Annotated in this window: 15 protein-coding genes, 1 tRNA gene and 1 pseudogene; 6 read left to right on the top strand and 11 right to left on the bottom strand. The window is 70.2% G+C overall.

The features are described from left to right. Nucleotides 1–10 precede the first annotated feature (10 nt). Nucleotides 11–1,702: an AMP-binding protein gene (locus tag SSMG_RS20315; protein ID WP_009078971.1), complete on the top strand. Its 1,692-nt coding sequence runs from the start codon at nucleotides 11–13 to the stop codon at nucleotides 1,700–1,702. An 11-nt stretch (nucleotides 1,703–1,713) separates the two neighbouring features. Here the strand turns inward: SSMG_RS20315 and SSMG_RS20310 are convergent, their stop codons facing one another. Continuing rightward, nucleotides 1,714–2,529, bottom strand: a complete 816-nt coding sequence (locus tag SSMG_RS20310; RefSeq protein ID WP_009078967.1) for an MBL fold metallo-hydrolase — start codon at nucleotides 2,527–2,529, stop codon at nucleotides 1,714–1,716. Nucleotides 2,530–2,566: 37 nt separating this feature from the next. Here SSMG_RS20310 and SSMG_RS20305 point away from each other — a divergent pair, with 37 nt between their 5' ends. Further along, on the top strand, nucleotides 2,567–3,136 hold the full coding sequence (locus SSMG_RS20305) for a TetR/AcrR family transcriptional regulator (RefSeq protein ID WP_050788232.1): 570 nt from the start codon (nucleotides 2,567–2,569) through the stop codon (nucleotides 3,134–3,136). A gap of 268 nt (nucleotides 3,137–3,404) precedes the next feature. Here SSMG_RS20305 and SSMG_RS20300 read toward each other — a convergent pair whose 3' ends face one another. Genes SSMG_RS20300 through SSMG_RS20290 form a run of 4 tightly spaced genes read right to left on the bottom strand, consistent with a single transcriptional unit; the run spans nucleotide 3,405 to nucleotide 4,820 of the window. After that, complete coding sequence (locus SSMG_RS20300; protein WP_009078965.1) at nucleotides 3,405–3,674, bottom strand: metal-sensitive transcriptional regulator; 270 nt, start codon at nucleotides 3,672–3,674, stop codon at nucleotides 3,405–3,407. 41 nt (nucleotides 3,675–3,715) lie between these two features. After that, nucleotides 3,716–3,883: a hypothetical protein gene (locus SSMG_RS46255; RefSeq protein WP_086024897.1), complete on the bottom strand. Its 168-nt coding sequence runs from the start codon at nucleotides 3,881–3,883 to the stop codon at nucleotides 3,716–3,718. Between the two features lie 2 nt (nucleotides 3,884–3,885). Then, nucleotides 3,886–4,470 carry a hypothetical protein gene (locus SSMG_RS20295; RefSeq protein WP_009078962.1) on the bottom strand — a complete coding sequence of 195 codons (585 nt, stop codon included), beginning with the start codon at nucleotides 4,468–4,470 and terminating at the stop codon, nucleotides 3,886–3,888. Continuing rightward, entirely contained in the window at nucleotides 4,467–4,820 is a 354-nt protein-coding gene (locus SSMG_RS20290) for a DUF302 domain-containing protein (RefSeq protein ID WP_050788453.1), read from the bottom strand. Before SSMG_RS20290 ends, SSMG_RS20295 begins: the two co-directional genes overlap by 4 nt. A 222-nt stretch (nucleotides 4,821–5,042) precedes the next feature. On the opposite strand from SSMG_RS20290, the gene SSMG_RS47040 reads away from it, so the two are divergent. Next, on the top strand, nucleotides 5,043–5,387 hold the full coding sequence (locus SSMG_RS47040; protein ID WP_009078958.1) for a DUF1259 domain-containing protein: 345 nt from the start codon (nucleotides 5,043–5,045) through the stop codon (nucleotides 5,385–5,387). Here SSMG_RS47040 and SSMG_RS20280 read toward each other — a convergent pair. The 4 genes from SSMG_RS20280 to SSMG_RS20265 form a co-directional block, all read right to left on the bottom strand. Beyond that, nucleotides 5,384–6,394: a YncE family protein gene (locus SSMG_RS20280; protein ID WP_009078956.1), complete on the bottom strand. Its 1,011-nt coding sequence runs from the start codon at nucleotides 6,392–6,394 to the stop codon at nucleotides 5,384–5,386. The two genes, SSMG_RS47040 and SSMG_RS20280, sit on opposite strands and share 4 nt — an antisense overlap. Nucleotides 6,395–6,790: 396 nt before the next feature. Then, nucleotides 6,791–6,864, bottom strand: a tRNA-Pro gene (locus SSMG_RS20275). Nucleotides 6,865–7,066: 202 nt separating this feature from the next. Then, nucleotides 7,067–7,837, bottom strand: coding sequence for an enoyl-CoA hydratase/isomerase family protein (locus SSMG_RS20270; RefSeq protein WP_037714302.1), 771 nt, complete (start codon nucleotides 7,835–7,837; stop codon nucleotides 7,067–7,069). Next, on the bottom strand, nucleotides 7,834–8,724 hold the full coding sequence (locus SSMG_RS20265) for a PaaX family transcriptional regulator C-terminal domain-containing protein (protein WP_009078952.1): 891 nt from the start codon (nucleotides 8,722–8,724) through the stop codon (nucleotides 7,834–7,836). The genes SSMG_RS20270 and SSMG_RS20265 overlap by 4 nt, the downstream gene beginning before the upstream one ends. A 122-nt stretch (nucleotides 8,725–8,846) precedes the next feature. On the opposite strand from SSMG_RS20265, the gene SSMG_RS20260 reads away from it, so the two are divergent. Next, entirely contained in the window at nucleotides 8,847–10,484 is a 1,638-nt protein-coding gene (locus tag SSMG_RS20260; protein WP_009078950.1) for an ABC-F family ATP-binding cassette domain-containing protein, read from the top strand. A gap of 56 nt (nucleotides 10,485–10,540) precedes the next feature. Here the strand turns inward: SSMG_RS20260 and SSMG_RS20255 are convergent, their stop codons facing one another. Then, nucleotides 10,541–11,488 carry a methionyl-tRNA formyltransferase gene (locus SSMG_RS20255; protein ID WP_009078946.1) on the bottom strand — a complete coding sequence of 316 codons (948 nt, stop codon included), beginning with the start codon at nucleotides 11,486–11,488 and terminating at the stop codon, nucleotides 10,541–10,543. A gap of 135 nt (nucleotides 11,489–11,623) precedes the next feature. Between SSMG_RS20255 and SSMG_RS20250 the strand changes: the two genes are divergently transcribed. Together SSMG_RS20250 and SSMG_RS20245 are read left to right on the top strand one after the other, a co-directional pair. Next, nucleotides 11,624–12,961, top strand: coding sequence for a lysine N(6)-hydroxylase/L-ornithine N(5)-oxygenase family protein (locus SSMG_RS20250; RefSeq protein ID WP_009078944.1), 1,338 nt, complete (start codon nucleotides 11,624–11,626; stop codon nucleotides 12,959–12,961). 35 nt (nucleotides 12,962–12,996) lie between these two features. Next, nucleotides 12,997–13,191, top strand: a pseudogene (locus SSMG_RS20245) (MbtH family protein); the annotation flags it as partial. A gap of 5 nt (nucleotides 13,192–13,196) precedes the next feature. On the opposite strand, the gene SSMG_RS20240 reads toward SSMG_RS20245, so the two are convergent. After that, nucleotides 13,197–14,957, bottom strand: coding sequence for an ABC transporter ATP-binding protein (locus SSMG_RS20240; RefSeq protein ID WP_009078940.1), 1,761 nt, complete (start codon nucleotides 14,955–14,957; stop codon nucleotides 13,197–13,199). Between the last annotated feature and the right edge of the window lie 187 nt (nucleotides 14,958–15,144).

Here is a 15,144-nt window from a genome sequence, read left to right as displayed (position 1 = left end):
GGAGCCCGAAATGGACCTCGAGACCTACCTCGACGACGTCCGCGCACGCCAGGCCCGGGTGCGCCCGGCGAACACGCCGGACCACGTCGTGCTCCCGCTCGGCGAACTGAGCCTTCCCGGACACGCCGACCACTGGGCGCGGGAACGGCCCGACCAGCCCGCGATCGTCTACGAAGGCCGGACGCTCGCCTATCGCGAACTGGCCGGCCTGGTCGCCCGGGTCGCCGGATGGCTGACGGACGCCGGGGTGCGGCCGGGGGGCCGGGTCGCGGTGGACCTGCCGAACTGCCCGCAGTTCACCGTCGCGATGCTGGCGATCCTGCGGCTTGGCGCGGTGCACGTGCCGGTGAACCCGATGTTCCAGCAAGCAGAACTCGTCTACGAACTCGCCGACAGCGGCGCGACGGTCCTGGTCGCGGCCGACACCGTGCTGCCGGTCGTGCAGGCCGCGCTGCCGGAGACTCAGGTGCGGTGCGTGCTCGTGACGGCGCTGGGGGAGTTGTCGGCGGCAGGCGGTTCCCCGGTGCTGCCCGCCGGTTTCGCCGCCACCGCCTGGGCGGAAGCGGCGGCGCATCCGCCCGCGCCGGAGCACCCGGCCGACTTGGACGCGTTGGCAGCCTTGAACTACACCGGCGGGACGACCGGCTTGCCGAAGGGTTGCCAGCACACGCAGCGGCACATGCTCTACACCGCCGCGACGGCCGCGGCGGCGACCGGGCACACCGTCGAAACCGGGTACGTCCCGTTGTGCTATCTGCCGGTTTTCTGGATCGCCGGCGAGGATCTGGGCATCCTGAACCCGATCGTGCTCGGCGGCACGTCGGTGCTGATGACCCGGTGGGACGCCGAAGCCGCGCTGACGGCGATCGAACGGCACGGCGTGACGTCGATGGTCGGCACGGTGGAGAACTACCTCGAACTGCTGGAACGCCCCGACCTCGCGGAACGGGACCTGTCCAGCCTCCGGATGCCGATGGCGGTTTCGTTCGTGCGCAAGCTGACCCAGGACGTGCGCGCGGCGTGGCGCGAGGCCGTCGGTGCGCATTCGGTGCTCTGCGAAGCGGCGTACGGGATGACCGAGACGCACACCTTCGACGCGACGCCGTACGGCATGGCAGAAGACGACCAAGATCTGCTGGCGGAACCAGTGTTCTGCGGTGTCCCGATGCCCGGCACGGACATCGCCGTGGTCCGCTTCGGCACCCTCGACCCGCTTCCGCTCGGCGAAGCGGGCGAGATCGTGGTGCGCAGCCCGTCGGTGATGACCGGCTACTGGAACCGTCCCGACGCGACGGCCGCGCAACTGACCGGCGGCTGGCTGCACACCGGCGACAACGGCCGCCTCGACGAGAACGGCTGCCTGCACTATCTGGGGCGGGACAAGGATTTGATCAAGGTGAAGGGAATGAGCGTGTTCCCGGCCGAGGTGGAACTCCTGCTGGCGCGGCACCCCGCGGTCCGGACGGCCGCGGTCGTGCCCGCCGCGCATCCGGAGTCGGGACAGGTGCCGGTGGCCTTCGTGAGTCTCTCCCCGGACGCTTCGCTGACCGCGTCGGACCTGCGTGCGTGGGCGAAAACCGCGATGGCGCCGTACAAAGTGCCGCTGGTGGAGGTGGTCGGCGAGTTCCCGATGACCGCGACGGGCAAGATCCGCAAGACCGAGTTGTCCGACCGGGCCCAACGCGTGGCCGACGAACACTGAACCCTGCTCGGTCAGGGCGCGACCAGCCGCCCCTTTTCGTCGTGCCGGAGCGCCCACCGGCCAGGTTTGGCCGGAACGAGGCGAGACCGGATCCCGGCTTCGGCGAATTCTCGTTCCAGGTCGGCGAAATTCTCGCTGTAGATGGACCAGCCCTCGTGATGGACCGCGACGACGTGGCTGGCATCGAGCAAGGCAGCCACGTCAGCGGCTCGCGCCGAGGTGAGAGTCAGCGCCCGCCCGGCGTTCTTGCTCGGCACCCTCGCGGCCCCGGCGTGCAGAACCGCGACGTCAATGCCGGGAAACGCGGCCGCGATCGCCTTGACCGGCCCGATGCCCGCGTTGTCGCCGCTGACGTACACCGTGGGCAGTCCGGCGGATTCCAGGACGAAACCGTGGACTTCGGTGTTGATGTTGCCGGCGTCGTCGCGCTCCCCGTCGAGGGGTCCGTGCTGCGCCGGAACCACGTGCACGCGGACCTCCGCGATCCGGTGCGCCTCGAAATCGCCGAGCCCGATCGCCGGACCCCCGAGGCGCTCGGCGCTCTGCCTGCCGGTGACGAGCAGCGGAACGCTCTGGGCGAAAACCCGGCCCTCGCGGTCGAAGTTGTCCCAGTGGAGGTCGTGGCTGAGCAGAACCGCGTCCACCCTCCCCAGCGCTGCCGGCGAAACCGCCGGGCCCTCGGTCTTCCGGTACGCGCCGTAATCGCCGGGCGGATCGAACGTCGGGTCGGTCAGGAACCGCAGCCCGCCGTAGTCGATGACCGCCGTCGGCCCTCCGACCGGGCCGATCGCGAAACGGTGCCGATCCGAACTGATGTCGTCGCTCATACTGCCAGCATACCTAGAGGTAGGTATGCTGTCTCGTATGCGCGACAACCGCACCAAACTGATCGAGACGGGCGCGGACCTGATCTGGCAGTTCGGCTACACGGCGACGAGCCCCCGCCAGGTGATGGCCGCCAGCGGGGTCGGGCAGGGCAGCTTCTACCACCACTTCCCGGCGAAGACCGACCTCGGAGCGGCCGCGATCGCCGCGAATGCCAGTGCCATCGTCGCAGCCGCGGAGGCCGCCCTCACCGGGCCGGAACCGGGTCTCGTCCGGGTGCGCCGCTACCTGCTGAACGAACGGGACGCCCTCGCCGGGTGCAAAATCGGCGGTCTCGCCTACGACCACGCGGTGCTGGCCGACCCTCAACTGCTCGGCCCCATCGGACAAGCGTTCGGCCGGGTCGCGGAACTGCTCGAATCCGCGCTCCGAGAGGCACAGGAGACCGACACGGTGCGGTCCGACCTTCCGGCGTCCGATCTTGCGGCGATGGCGATCTCGGTAATCCAGGGCGGCTATGTCCTGGCCCGCGCCCGCTCCGACGCGGGTCTGCTCCGACGGGCCGCTTCGGCGGCGTACGCGCTGCTCGATCCGAGCGACGGTCGCTGAGGTCAGCCGACCTCACGGGGTTGTTTCCGCTGGCCTGCCTGCGCGGCTGTCTCGAGGTCGGTGATCTCGCCCGCGGAGTCGGACTGGTCGCCGTGGCGTGGGGGAGCGCGCACTGGAGTCGCACAATCGTGGTCGTGCTTCGAAACCGCATGGTGTGGTCGCGACCGGCGGGTCCCGGCAGGCGTGCACGGGTGGCCGGGGCGAGGGGAATCGTCATGCGCCGCCGGCACCGCTTGAGGCTCCTCCAGAGCAACCTGACCGGGACGGCTCAGGCGAGCGTGAGGAAGAGCTTCTCCAGCTGTTCTTCCGTCATCGCGGCTTCGTTGCCTTCTCCGCCGCCGGACACGCATTCGCGCAAGCCGCTGGCGATGATCTTGAACCCCGCCCGGTCGAGTGCCCGGGAGACGGCGGCGAGCTGGGTCACGACGTCCTTGCAGTCGCGGCCTTCGTCGATCATCGAGATGACCCCGGCGAGCTGGCCCTGTGCGCGGCGGAGCCGGTTGCGGACCTGGGTGACGGTGTCCTGGTCGCCGATCATGGCTGGTCTCTCCCTGTGTGGCCGGTGGAATTCGCGAGCGGTCAGGCGCCGCGCTTGCGCCACGGCCACGAGCGCGGCGGACGCGGTTCGGCGGGATGTCCGGGACACCACTGTCCGGCGGGGACGGCGGCTTTGACCTGGTCGACGTGCTGGCCGCAGCCGGCCCAGGTGGTTTTGCCGCAGGTGCGGCACGGAACGGGGCGGCACATGGTCATCCTTCCGGGATCGTGGGCGCGCCGGCGCGCGGGCGGCGAAGTTCGGCGAACGCCGGGACCGCGGCGGCGGTGCGCAGAGCATCGAACAAAGCGCGTCCTTCGGCGGGGGCGGGCAATGCGGTGAGCACCGGGCCGAAGAACGCGCGGCCGTCGATCTCGGTGATCGGGCTGCCGCCGGTTTCCCCGAGCGCGTCCTGGCTGGCCTGGTGCGCGTCGTGCACGGCCGAGTCTGTGGCAGTCGAATTCGCTTGGTCTGCAAGGTATTCCGGCAATCCCGCCTCGCTGAGGGATGCGCGGAGCACTGCGTCGCTGACCGGTTGCCGCTGCTCGTGAATGCGGCGGGCGAGCGCGAGGTGGAATCGGGCCGCGGCGGCCGGGTCCTCGATCGCGGCGCGGACCCGGCCCGCGTGCAGCGAGTCCTCGACGCGCTGCCGGTGCGACTCCGGCACGGTCTGTCCCTCGTTGAGGACGGCGAGGCTCATCGGCCGCACCGAGAACTCCGCCTCGGCGTCGGCGAGCCAACGGTAGGCGAGCCAGGCGAACGGGCAGACCGGATCGCCGTAGAGCACCACGTCGGTCATGCCAGCTCCCGGTCGAGCGCGTCGAGTGCGGATTCGAGCCGCGCGGCCGCTTCCGCGGCGACCTCGGCTACGCCCGCCTCGGGTGCGACGTCGGCCATCACCGCGGGATTGATCGCCTCGACGACCGTGCCGCCTGCTCCGCTCTCGCGGACGACGACGTTGCAGGGCAACAGCAATCCGATCTCACGGGTCGCGCTCAGTGCGCGGTGGGCGAGCGGCGGATTGCACGCGCCCAGGATGGTGTAGCGCTCCATCGCCTCGTCGAGCTTCTCGCGCATGGTCGCTTGCACGTCGATCTCGGTCAGCACCCCGAAACCGGCCCCGGCAAGCGCGGTTCGCGTCTTGGCCATCACGTCGTCGAAACCCGCGCCTTCGTAGGTGCGGGACAAACCCAGCTGCACGGCGACTCCTTTCCTCGCGGTCCAGGATACCCCCGGGGGCATTGGCCATGCCCCTGGGGGTATCTGTCAAGCCGCAGTCGGCCCGGCCGGGCGGATGTTCGAGCCGGTGCCGACCGAGGGAAAGATGTTCTACAGCAACGGTTCTGGTCACGCGCCGGGCTCGCGCAGGGTTTGAAAGCCGCGCTCATCGACAATGCCTTAGGGCGCAAGGGAACCGCCGACGGCGGCAGTTACAAGCTCACCATCGCCCGCGACGAGCCCGTCACCGGCGAGGGACACGTGCTCCTGCCGACGTTCGGCGTCACCACTGGCCGCAACTTCCAGCCCGTCGGCGGCGGCAAGGCCACGGTCAACGGCGACTTCGTGATGACCTCGCCCAAGGTGCAGCTGGTGATCCAGGCTTTGCGCGCGGGCGGCATCGCCCTGGGCGAGCTGCACAATCACAGCTTCACCGAGCGGCCGCGACCGACGCGAAACCCGCGAACTGACCACAAAGGACTGGCCGCCCCGCCTTAGCGGACCGGCTGCTGCTCCAGCAGCGCGGGACGGCCGCCCGTCCCGGCGGGCACCGGGAAGAAACTGCGGTGGCTGCCCGGATCGACCGCGACCACGTGCGCCCCGTCGGCCAGATGCCCGGCGCCGGTCACGGTCATCGCGCGGCCGTGCAGTTCCAGCACGGTGACGGTGCCGCTTTCGGCCGCGACGAACAGCCGGTGCGCCCCCGGGTCGTAGGCCAGCACGTCCGGATCCTGCCCGACCGGGTTCTGCCCGAGCACCTGCCCGGTGTTCAGGTCGACGGTCAGCAGCGCCGCATTGCCGTCGCAGGCCACAAACCCCAGCCGCGCCACCGGATCCAGCGCCAGCCCGTGGTCGTGGTCGCAGCCCGGCAGCGGCCACCGCCGCGTCACCGCCAGCGTCGCCGGGTCGATCACCGCGAGTTCATTGCTGCCTTGCACGTCGGCCAGCATCCGGTCGGCCGCCGGGTCGTAGGCGACGTTGCCCGCCTCGCCGCCCAGCGCGACCGTGCCGCGCACCGCCCCGGTCGCGGCGTCGAGCACCGTCTCGGAACCGCCGGTCTCGTTCGTCGTCCACACCGCGCCGCGGCGGGGGTCGAACGCCAAACCGTCCGGATAGTCGCCCGTCGGCGACCGGTTGAGCACGGCACCGGTGTCCTCGTCGAGCACGGCCATCTGGTTGTCGCCGGTCGCGGTGGCGAACACCCGGTGCAGCGCGGGAACCGCCAGCACCCCGTGCACCTGCGACAGCCCGCCGATCGTGCGCACCACCCGATGCGCCCGCACGTCGACCTCGATGACTTCGCTCGCGCCCAGATGCGCGACGAACAGCAAGCCGCGCCCGACGTCCAGGCTCGCGTAGTCGAACCGCGATCCGTCGCCCGGCAACGGAATCTCCCCGTCCGCCCGCAACGGAAGCGGCGGCTCCGGCGGCGACTGCCCGCCACCGCACCCGGCCAGCGCCAGCGCGGTCGCCAGCAGGACCGATGCGCGCCGCGCCAGTCTCATCGCACCCCGCCTTCCCGGGAGGCAACCGAGGCTACAGTGCGCCGAGCACAACGGCAGGACACCCAAAGGCCAGGCGTGCTCCGGTTTCGCCGAACAGCCGGATGTCGCGGCGCTTGCGGCGGTCGCGGAAGGGTTTTCCTTGCAGGTGTCGAGCAGTTCGTCATCGACGACGGGAGTGATTTCGTCGTCCCGCCGTGGAGCGAGGAGGCTAGGTCAACTGCGCGGGCAAGCAACGTCGCACGGTCGAACTAGCTAGGAACGCGAGCGATGGGTGAAGGGGTGGTCCCCAAAGGTCCCCAAGCCTCCACGCTGCCCCTCGGCCGCAAGAGCAAACCCCGGAAACAAAAAGCCGCCCGACCTGGGCTTCCACCCAAGCCAAGCGGCTCGTTCGTCCGGTCGGGCTGACAGGATTTGAACCTGCGACCCCTTGACCCCCAGTCAAGTGCGCTACCAAACTGCGCCACAGCCCGGACTCCGCACTCCCCGAGGAACCCCTCGTGAACTGCGATGCGACTACTCTAGCGGGTCCCCCAACCGCCCCTGCAACGAGGTCTCCATTACCCCCTGACCTGCGAAAATCCCGACACGACGCGAAGATCAACCGAGAGGCGGGAGCGGCCAAAGAAAACCGGCCCTGATCCCGCACAGGGGACCAGGGCCGGACAAAAGGCCTCAGCGGCCGGTGAACCGAGCCTTCCCCGGGCCGTCCGCGAGGAACGACTTCACCGCGCCCCGCAAGTCCTCGGTGTTGTACAGCTCCGAGGCGATAGCCGTGACGTGTGCGTTGGCCTCCGGCACTCCGCCGTGCTCGAAATGGGCCAGGATCTGCTTCGTGGCGGCATGTGCTTGCGTCGGTCCTTCGGCGAGCTGGCGCGTGAACTCCCGCGCGGCCTCGTCGAAACCCTCGGCCGGAAGCACCCGGTTGACGACGTTCCAGCGTTCCAACGTGGCCGCGTCGAAGGGCTCGCCGGTGAAGACGAACTCCTTTGCCCGGGCAACCCCGGCGCGCGCGGCGAGGCGTTGCGTTCCGCCCATCGTGGGGGTCAGGCCGACGACCTTCTCCACCAAGCCGAATTTCGCGCGAGACGAGGCCAGCAGCAGATCGCAGGCCATCGCGACTTCGAAAGCCCACGTCAAGCACAAGCCGTGTGCGGCGAAGACCGTCGGGAACGGCAACGCGGCAAGGCGATCCGGGACGGTGAGCAGCTCGTCGAAGAGCACCTTCGCCTCGGCCGCGGACGACTGGGCGTCGAAGAGCGCGACGTCGACGCCTCCGCTCACGACCTTGCCCTCCGCGCGGATCAGGAGGGCGCGGGCGGGCGTTTCCTCGAGCGACGCGATCGCGTCCAGAAGCGCGTCCTGAAGCGGCTTCGTGTACAGGTTGAGCGGCGGTTCGTCGATGGTGAGCACGGCGAGCCCGCCGTCGCGTTCCAGCCTCGTCATGCTTGCTCCTCGTTCGCGGTGAGTTGGTCCCAGTACGCCTGCGCGGCCGGCCGCCATTCGACGTGCTTGCGGTGGAACAACTCCGCCGCCTTGGTTCCGCTCCAGCTCGCGGGCAGCAGTTCCGCGGGCAGTTGCGGGTCGAGGAACGGGAAGCGGCGCCATTCGTGCACCAGTTCGGTCTGCGCACGCAGCACCGCTTGGTCGCCCGAGGGCGACACGCCGGTGAAGCGGTCGATGAAGTCCTCGTACCGGTCGGTCAGCTCGGACAGGTCCCACGACCGCGCGACCATGCTTTCCTGGTCGCCGATCGCGCCGTACTCCGAGGTGAAGGACATCGCCTGCGCTTCGAGGCCGAGTTCGGCGACGATCTTCTGCGCCTCGGGCTCGCGGCTCGGATCGGGGCTCACCCAGACGCCCGCCACCGGCGAACCGAAACCGGCCCAGGTGAGGCGCGTGCGCAGGCGGTGCCGGAGGTCGCGTTTCGCTTCCGGGACCGACACGATCAGCATCAGCCAGCGGTTTTCCCAGGGGCGCGCGTCGCGGCCGAAGGCGTATATGCGCTCCGCGCCCTCGGTGAGCAGCCGCCTTCCCGGCGGGGTCAGCGACCAGCGGACGCGGCGGCCGATGCGCTCCGACACCAGCCAGCCCTCGCCCGCGGACCGGGCCAGGGCCTGGCGCGCGGACTTCTCCTCGATGTCGAGCATGCGGAGGGATTCGACCAGGATCGACGTCCACACCGGACGGTCGCGGGGCAGCACGTACTCGCCCAGCACGGTCATCAGCAGCGACCGCGCGCTGGCGTGGCTCACCTCGCGCCGTCTGCTGACGGTCGGCCGGGGAGCCCGCTGCTTCCCCCGTCCGAACGGGACCGGGGCGGGTTCCGCCATCGCTTTTCACCGACCTCACTGCTCTTGTTGGACCCGGAGAACCCGCCCAGAGTACCCACTGGGAGTGACGGAGCCGACACGCGGCACGCGGCGCGCGGGCTCCCCGTAAACTCGGCTCCGATATGAGCGCCACACTCGTCGCGAAGGACCTGGCCGCGGGCCACGGTGACCGCGTCCTCTTCTCCGGTCTCGATCTCGTCGTCGCCCCGGGCGAGGTGATCGGCCTGGTCGGCGTCAACGGCGCCGGGAAGTCCACCCTGCTCCGCACGCTGGCCGGGCTGGCCCGCCCGGAATCCGGCGAGGTGCGGCTGAACCCGCCGACCGCCACCGTCGGGCACCTGCCGCAGGAACCGGAGCGGCGCGAGGGCGAGTCGGTGCGCGCCTTCCTCGCGCGGCGCACCGGAGTCGCCGCCGCGCAAACCGCACTCGACGCGGCGACCGACGGGCTTACCGCGGGCGAGGACGGCGCCGACGACGCATACGGCAGCGCGCTGGACCGCTGGCTCGCGCTCGGCGGAGCCGACCTGGACGACCGCGCCGGCGAGGTCGCCGCGGACCTCGGGCTTGCCGTCGACCTCGACCAGCCCATGGTTTCGCTGTCGGGCGGGCAGGCCGCGCGCGCCGGGCTGGCCTCGCTGCTGCTCAGCCGCTACGACATTTTCCTGCTCGACGAGCCGACGAACGACCTCGACCTCGACGGGCTCGCCCGGCTGGAGCGGTTCGTCACCGGGCTGCGCGCGGGAACCGTGCTGGTCAGCCACGATCGCGAGTTCCTGGCCCGCACGGTCGACCGCGTGGTGGAACTGGACCTGGCGCAGCAGCAGGTCCGCGCGTACGGCGGCGGGTACGAGTCCTATTTGGAGGAACGGGCGGTCGCGCGGCGGCACGCACGCGAGGACTACGAGGAATATGCCAATACCCGCGCGGCACTCGAAGCGCGGGCGGGCATGCAGCGCGCGTGGATGGAGAAGGGCGTCAAGAACGCCCGCCGCAAGGCGACCGACAACGACAAGGTCGGCCGCAAATTCCGCAGCGAGGCTACGGAGAAGCAAGCGTCGAAGGCGCGCCAGACGGACCGGATGATCGAACGGCTCGAGGTCGTCGAGGAGCCGCGCAAGGAGTGGGAGCTGCGAATGGAGATCGCGGCCGCTCCGCGTGCGGGCGCGGTGGTCGCGACGCTGCGGGGTGCGGTCGTGCGGCGCGGCGGTTTCACGCTCGGGCCGGTGGATCTGCAGATCGACTGGGCGGACAAGGTCGCCATCACCGGCGCGAACGGGGCGGGCAAGTCCACGCTGCTGGCGGCGTTGCTCGGCCGGGTGCCGCTGGACGAGGGCGCCGCGGCGCTCGGACCGGGCGTGGTGGTCGGCGAGGTCGACCAGGCCCGGCGGTTGTTCCTCGGCGACCTGCCGCTCGCGGACGCGTTCGCGCAGGAGGTCCCGTCGCTGCCGGACGCGGAAGTCCGGACGCTGCTGGCGAAATTCGGCCTGAAGGCCGCGCACGTGCTGCGCCCGGCGGCGACGCTTTCGCCCGGCGAGCGCACCCGCGCGGCGCTGGCGCTGCTGCAGGCGCGCGGCGTGAACCTGCTGGTGCTGGACGAGCCGACCAACCACCTGGATCTGCCCGCGATCGAGCAGCTCGAGTCCGCTTTGGACAGTTACCCGGGCACGTTGCTGCTGGTGACGCACGACCGGCGGATGCTGGACGCGGTTTCGGTGACGCGGCGGCTGGAAGTCGACGGGGGCAAGGTTTCCGAGCGCTGATCGGGCCTCGTGAGTTCCTCCGCCGGTGCTGACCGGCAGAGGAGCTCACGAGCTGCTCAAGGACGGTCGGTGAGATACCCGCCCATCGTGGTGAAGTACTCCGCCGCGGGCAGTTCCCGGTCGTCCGCCGTCCGGACCCGTTCGATCCGCAGTCCCGGCGACTGGCCGCGCCGCGCCTCCCGGCCGGCGACGATCACCACGCCCTCGCCCTCGCGGATGAAGATGCGGCCGGGCGTCCCGCCGTAATGACCGTCCGAGACCGAAGCCCGCACGATGCGCAATTGCTCGCCTCGGTGGTAGGTGAAGGCGTTGGGGTACGGGTCGGATTGCGCGCGCACCAAGCGGTCCAGCTCCTCGGCGGACCACGTCCAGTCGATGAGGCTGTCGCGCGGCGCGCGTTTGTGGAAGAAGCTCGCCTTCGTCCGGTCCTGCGCGATCGGCACCACCGTGCCGGATTCGATCAGGCCCAGGGCTTCCGTCACGAGCGGTTCGATGAGGTCCACGGTGCGGTGGAACAAATCCGTGGCCGTGTCGCGCGGGCCGACCGTTACGGCGCGCTGGGCCACGATGTCGCCCGCGTCCAGTTCGTCGTTCATCATGTGCGCGGTGACGCCGACTTCCGGCTCGCCGTTGATCAGCGCCCAGATGATGGGGGAGAAGCCGGCGTAGGCGGGCAGCAGCGAGTCGTGCACGTTGAGCGTGCCGTGGCGGGGCAGATTGAAGATCTCCGGCGGCAGCCAGGTGCGCCAGTTGTTCGCGACGATCAGGTCCAGGTCCGCCGACTTCAGTTCTTCGAGCAGTTCGGCGTCGTCCGGGCGGGCGCGCAGCAGGGTGCGGATCCCGTGCTCTTCAGCCAGATCGGCGACCGAATCGCTCCAGATCCGTTCGTACGCGTGGTCGCTCGGCGGGTGGGTGACCACCAGCCGCACGTCCTGGCGTGCGTCGAGGAGGGCCTTGAGGGTGCGGTGTCCCCAGGTCTGGTAGCCGAACATGGCCACGCGCATCGGCGGTGCACCTTTCGTGGTCGGGACGAACATCACCCAGACAGTACTAGCTGAGGCTTACCTAAGTTAGGTTAGGGTTTCTTGCATTGATCAGTCGGGAACGGCGATGCGGCAACGCCGCGCTAGGGGACTTACATGTCACGAGCAGGGGCCGAGGGTGGCCAGGTGCCGGTGTACGACGTGGTCGGAGTCGGGTTCGGGCCGTCCAACCTGGCGCTCGCGATCGCCCTCGCCGAGCACAACGCGGGCTCGGGGGAGACGGTCACGGCGCACTTCCTGGAGCGCCAGCCTCGCTTCGGCTGGCATCGCGGGATGCTGATCGACACCGCGACCATGCAGGTGTCGTTCCTCAAGGACCTGGTCACGATGCGAAACCCGGCGAGCGCCTTCACGTTCCTGAACTACCTGCACGCAAAGGGACGGCTGGTCGATTTCATCAACCACAAGACCCTGTTCCCGCTGCGCGTCGAGTTCCACGACTACTTCGAATGGGCCGCGGCGAAGGTCGACGATCTGGTGTCCTACGGCAGCGAGGTCGTCTCGGTCGAGCCGGTCCGCGACGGCGGCGAGATCGCGTTCTTCGACGTGCGTGCCGAGGTGGATGGCGAGATTACCGAGCTGCGGGCGCGGAATCTCGTGCTGGGCACCGGATTGCGCGCGAAGCTGCCGGACGGGGTCGTTGCGGGGGAACGGATCTGGCACAACAGCGAGCTGCTGCACCGCGTCGAGTCGTTGCGCGGCACGGACGCGCGGCGGTTCGTGGTGATCGGCGCTGGTCAGAGTGCGGCCGAGGTCGCCGCTTTGCTGCACGACGAATTCCCGCGCGCCGAGGTGTGCGCGGTGTTCGCGCGTTACGGCTACAGCCCCGCCGACGACAGCGCATTCGCCAACCGGATCTTCGACCCCGCGGCGGTCGATTCCTTCTACGCGGCAAGCGAACCGGTCAAGGAACGCCTGATGGGCTACCACGGCGCGACGAACTACTCCGCGGTCGACCTGGACCTCATCGACGAGCTGTACCGGCGGTGCTACCGGGAGAAGGTGCTCGGTGCGGAACGGTTGCGGCTGTTCAACGTTTCGCGTCCGGTCGAGGTCGCCGACCAGGGCACGCACGTACGCGCGACGATCGAATCGCTGGCCACCGGCGAACGTTCGGTGCTGGACGCCGACGCCGTCGTCTACGCGACCGGCTACCTGCCCGCGGACCCGACACCGCTGCTCGGCGAACTGGCCAGCCAATGCCGACGGGACGACGAGGGCCGGTTGAAGGTCGAGCGGGACTACCGGATCACCACCGGCCCGGCGGTGCGCGGCGGGCTCTACCTGCAGGGCGGTACTGAGCACACGCACGGCATCACGTCGTCGCTGTTGTCGAACACCGCGGTGCGGGTCGGTGAGATCCTGCAGTCCATTGTGGACCGGCGGGCCGCGGAAGCGGATCCGGTGGAGTACGCGGTCAGCGGCATTCGCTGAAGCACGAAAAGGGCTGAACCACGACGAATCCCTTCGAAAACCCCGACGGCATCTACCGGGTCCTCGTGAACGAGGAGGGCCAGCACAACCTGTGGCCGGATTTCCTAGCAGTGCCGGAGGGCTGGCGAACCACTTTCGGTCCGGACGCGCGGCACGCCTGCCTGGACTACCTCGAGCAGGCCTGGGCCGACCTGCGCCCGCTCTCGCTTCAGGCGCGAGACGAGTCCTAAGCCCGTCAGGATTGGTGGCGGCGGAGGCCGGACCAGGCGGTCCACAGCGTCGCGTACCGGCCGCCCGCGGCGACGAGTTCGTCGTGCGTCCCGGATTCCATGACGACCCCGGCGTCCAGGACGACGATGCGGTCCGAGGCCGCTGCCTGCGTCAGGCGATGCGCCACGATCAAGCCGGTGCGGCCTTCGAGCGCGGCAGTCGCGGCGGATTCCAGCGTCTTCGCCCCGGCGCTTCCGGCCTCCGCGGTGGCCTCGTCGAGAATCGCCACGGGCGGGTCGGCCAGCACCAACCGTACGAGCGCCAGTTGCTGAGCTTGCGTGACCGTCAGCCGATGCCCGCCCTCGCCGACGACCGTCGCGAGTCCGTCTGGCAACGCTTCCACCCACTCGGCCGCGCCGACCTTGGCGAGTGCGGCCCGGAGTTCTTCATCGCTGGCGGCGGGAGCGGCAAGCCGGAGATCGTCCGCCAGCGGTCCGCTGAAGACGTGCACTTCCTGGCTGATCAACGCCACCGCGCGGCGGGTGGCGGCCGGGCCGAGCTGGTCGAGCGGGACGCCGCCGATCGATACCGTGCCGCTGCTGGCCTGGTGAATCCCGGCGATCAGCTTGGCCAGCGTCGTCTTCCCGGCTCCGCTCGCGCCGACCAGTGCGACACGCTCGCCCGGCGCGACTTCCAGGTCGACGTCGCGCAGCACTGGGTGTGTGTCCACATAGGAGTGTCCAATGCCGACTGCTTTCACCGAGGCATCGACTGGACGGCCCACGTGCGTCGGTTCGGCTGGCACGGGCAGGTCTGCCACGCCGATTAGCCGGGACAGGCTCGCGGTCGCCGCTTGGGCGTCGTCGACCAGCGCGAGCGCGGTGTTGATCGGTCCGAAGAGACTGTGGAAGTACAGCGCGGCCGCCGTCGCGACGCCGGCCGTCGCGAGATTCGCGCCCACCAAGAGGAATCCGGCGGCGAGCACCGCGGAAAGGCCCACGAATTCGGCGAGATTGAGCCGCCCGTAGAACCGGGTGGCGAGGCGGACCCCGCGCAAAGCCAGCTCGACCGCGCCGTTCGAGCGTTCGCGGACGCGGTCGACGTGCGCGTCGGCGAGCCGGAACGCGCGGACGGTCTTGGCTCCGCCGATGGTGTCGAGAAGCTGTTGCTGCTGCGCCCCGACGGCGGTGCGCTGGGCGGCGTACAGCGGGGTCGCGCGGCGGACGTACCAGCGGACGGTGTGCAGCTGGATCGGGACCGCCAGCAGAGCCGCGGCGAGGAAACGCCAGTCGAGGATCGCCATCGCGACGAGGGTCAGCACGATCGTCAGCACCGACCGGGCCAGGGCGGGCAGCGCTTGCCGGACGGCGTCGGCGACCACCGATACGTCGTTGGTGACGCGGGTGGTCAGGTCGCCGGAGCCGGCTTTTTCGACCTGCTCCAGCGGCAGGCCGAGCGCGCGGTCGACGAACCGTTCGCGCAGGTCGGCGAGCATGGTTTCGCCGAGCCGGGCGAGCATCGAGACGCCGAGCGCGGTGGCGATCGCGGACGTGGCGGCGACGAGGACCAGCCCGGCGACCGGGTAGATAAGCGCGGAAGCGGGTTGCCGGGTGGCGACGAGGTCCACGACACGGCCGAGCAGGGGAGCGGTGAGCAGGCCGATCGCGGTCGCGCCGACGACGAAGGCGAAGGACCCGATCGCGCGGCCCTTGGCTTGCCGCAGCAGGTCGAGCAGGACGGCCCGGATGCGCGGTCCGGTGGCGAGGGGGAGGAGGTGGTGGGTCATGGGAGGGCTGCCGCTCGGTGGGGTGCTTCGGCGTGGGCGTGGTTGGGGTGGGTGCCTGTGGTGGTGATTGGGGTGTGGTTTCGGCGGGGTTGCGTGACTGCGGTGGCGGTGGGGAGTGGGTGGCGTGGGGTCATGAGGGGGGCTCCCGCTCGGTGGGTTGGTTCGGCGTGAGCGAGGTTGGGCGTGG

The organism is Streptomyces sp. AA4, assembly GCF_000158875.1.
GTDB lineage: Bacteria > Actinomycetota > Actinomycetes > Mycobacteriales > Pseudonocardiaceae > Amycolatopsis.
The sequence above is the reverse complement of the archived record's forward strand: the minus strand, read 5'-3'. Positions and strand labels throughout refer to the sequence as shown.

Bases quoted from the DNA above. Each gene is read 5' to 3' on its own strand.
- SSMG_RS20315 (WP_009078971.1), top strand. From the start codon at position 11: ATGGACCTCGAGACCTACCTCGACGACGTCCGCGCACGCCAGGCCCGG.
- SSMG_RS20300 (WP_009078965.1), bottom strand. From the start codon at position 3,674: ATGATCGGCGACCAGGACACCGTCACCCAGGTCCGCAACCGGCTCCGC.
- SSMG_RS20280 (WP_009078956.1), bottom strand. From the start codon at position 6,394: ATGAGACTGGCGCGGCGCGCATCGGTCCTGCTGGCGACCGCGCTGGCG.
- SSMG_RS20270 (WP_037714302.1), bottom strand. From the start codon at position 7,837: ATGACGAGGCTGGAACGCGACGGCGGGCTCGCCGTGCTCACCATCGAC.
- SSMG_RS20305 (WP_050788232.1), top strand. From the start codon at position 2,567: ATGCGCGACAACCGCACCAAACTGATCGAGACGGGCGCGGACCTGATC.
- SSMG_RS46255 (WP_086024897.1), bottom strand. From the start codon at position 3,883: ATGTGCCGCCCCGTTCCGTGCCGCACCTGCGGCAAAACCACCTGGGCC.
- SSMG_RS20265 (WP_009078952.1), bottom strand. From the start codon at position 8,724: ATGGCGGAACCCGCCCCGGTCCCGTTCGGACGGGGGAAGCAGCGGGCT.
- SSMG_RS20255 (WP_009078946.1), bottom strand. From the start codon at position 11,488: ATGCGCGTGGCCATGTTCGGCTACCAGACCTGGGGACACCGCACCCTC.
- SSMG_RS20295 (WP_009078962.1), bottom strand. From the start codon at position 4,470: ATGACCGACGTGGTGCTCTACGGCGATCCGGTCTGCCCGTTCGCCTGG.
- SSMG_RS20290 (WP_050788453.1), bottom strand. From the start codon at position 4,820: ATGGCCAAGACGCGAACCGCGCTTGCCGGGGCCGGTTTCGGGGTGCTG.
- SSMG_RS20260 (WP_009078950.1), top strand. From the start codon at position 8,847: ATGAGCGCCACACTCGTCGCGAAGGACCTGGCCGCGGGCCACGGTGAC.
- SSMG_RS20250 (WP_009078944.1), top strand. From the start codon at position 11,624: ATGTCACGAGCAGGGGCCGAGGGTGGCCAGGTGCCGGTGTACGACGTG.
- SSMG_RS20310 (WP_009078967.1), bottom strand. From the start codon at position 2,529: ATGAGCGACGACATCAGTTCGGATCGGCACCGTTTCGCGATCGGCCCG.
- SSMG_RS20240 (WP_009078940.1), bottom strand. From the start codon at position 14,957: ATGACCCACCACCTCCTCCCCCTCGCCACCGGACCGCGCATCCGGGCC.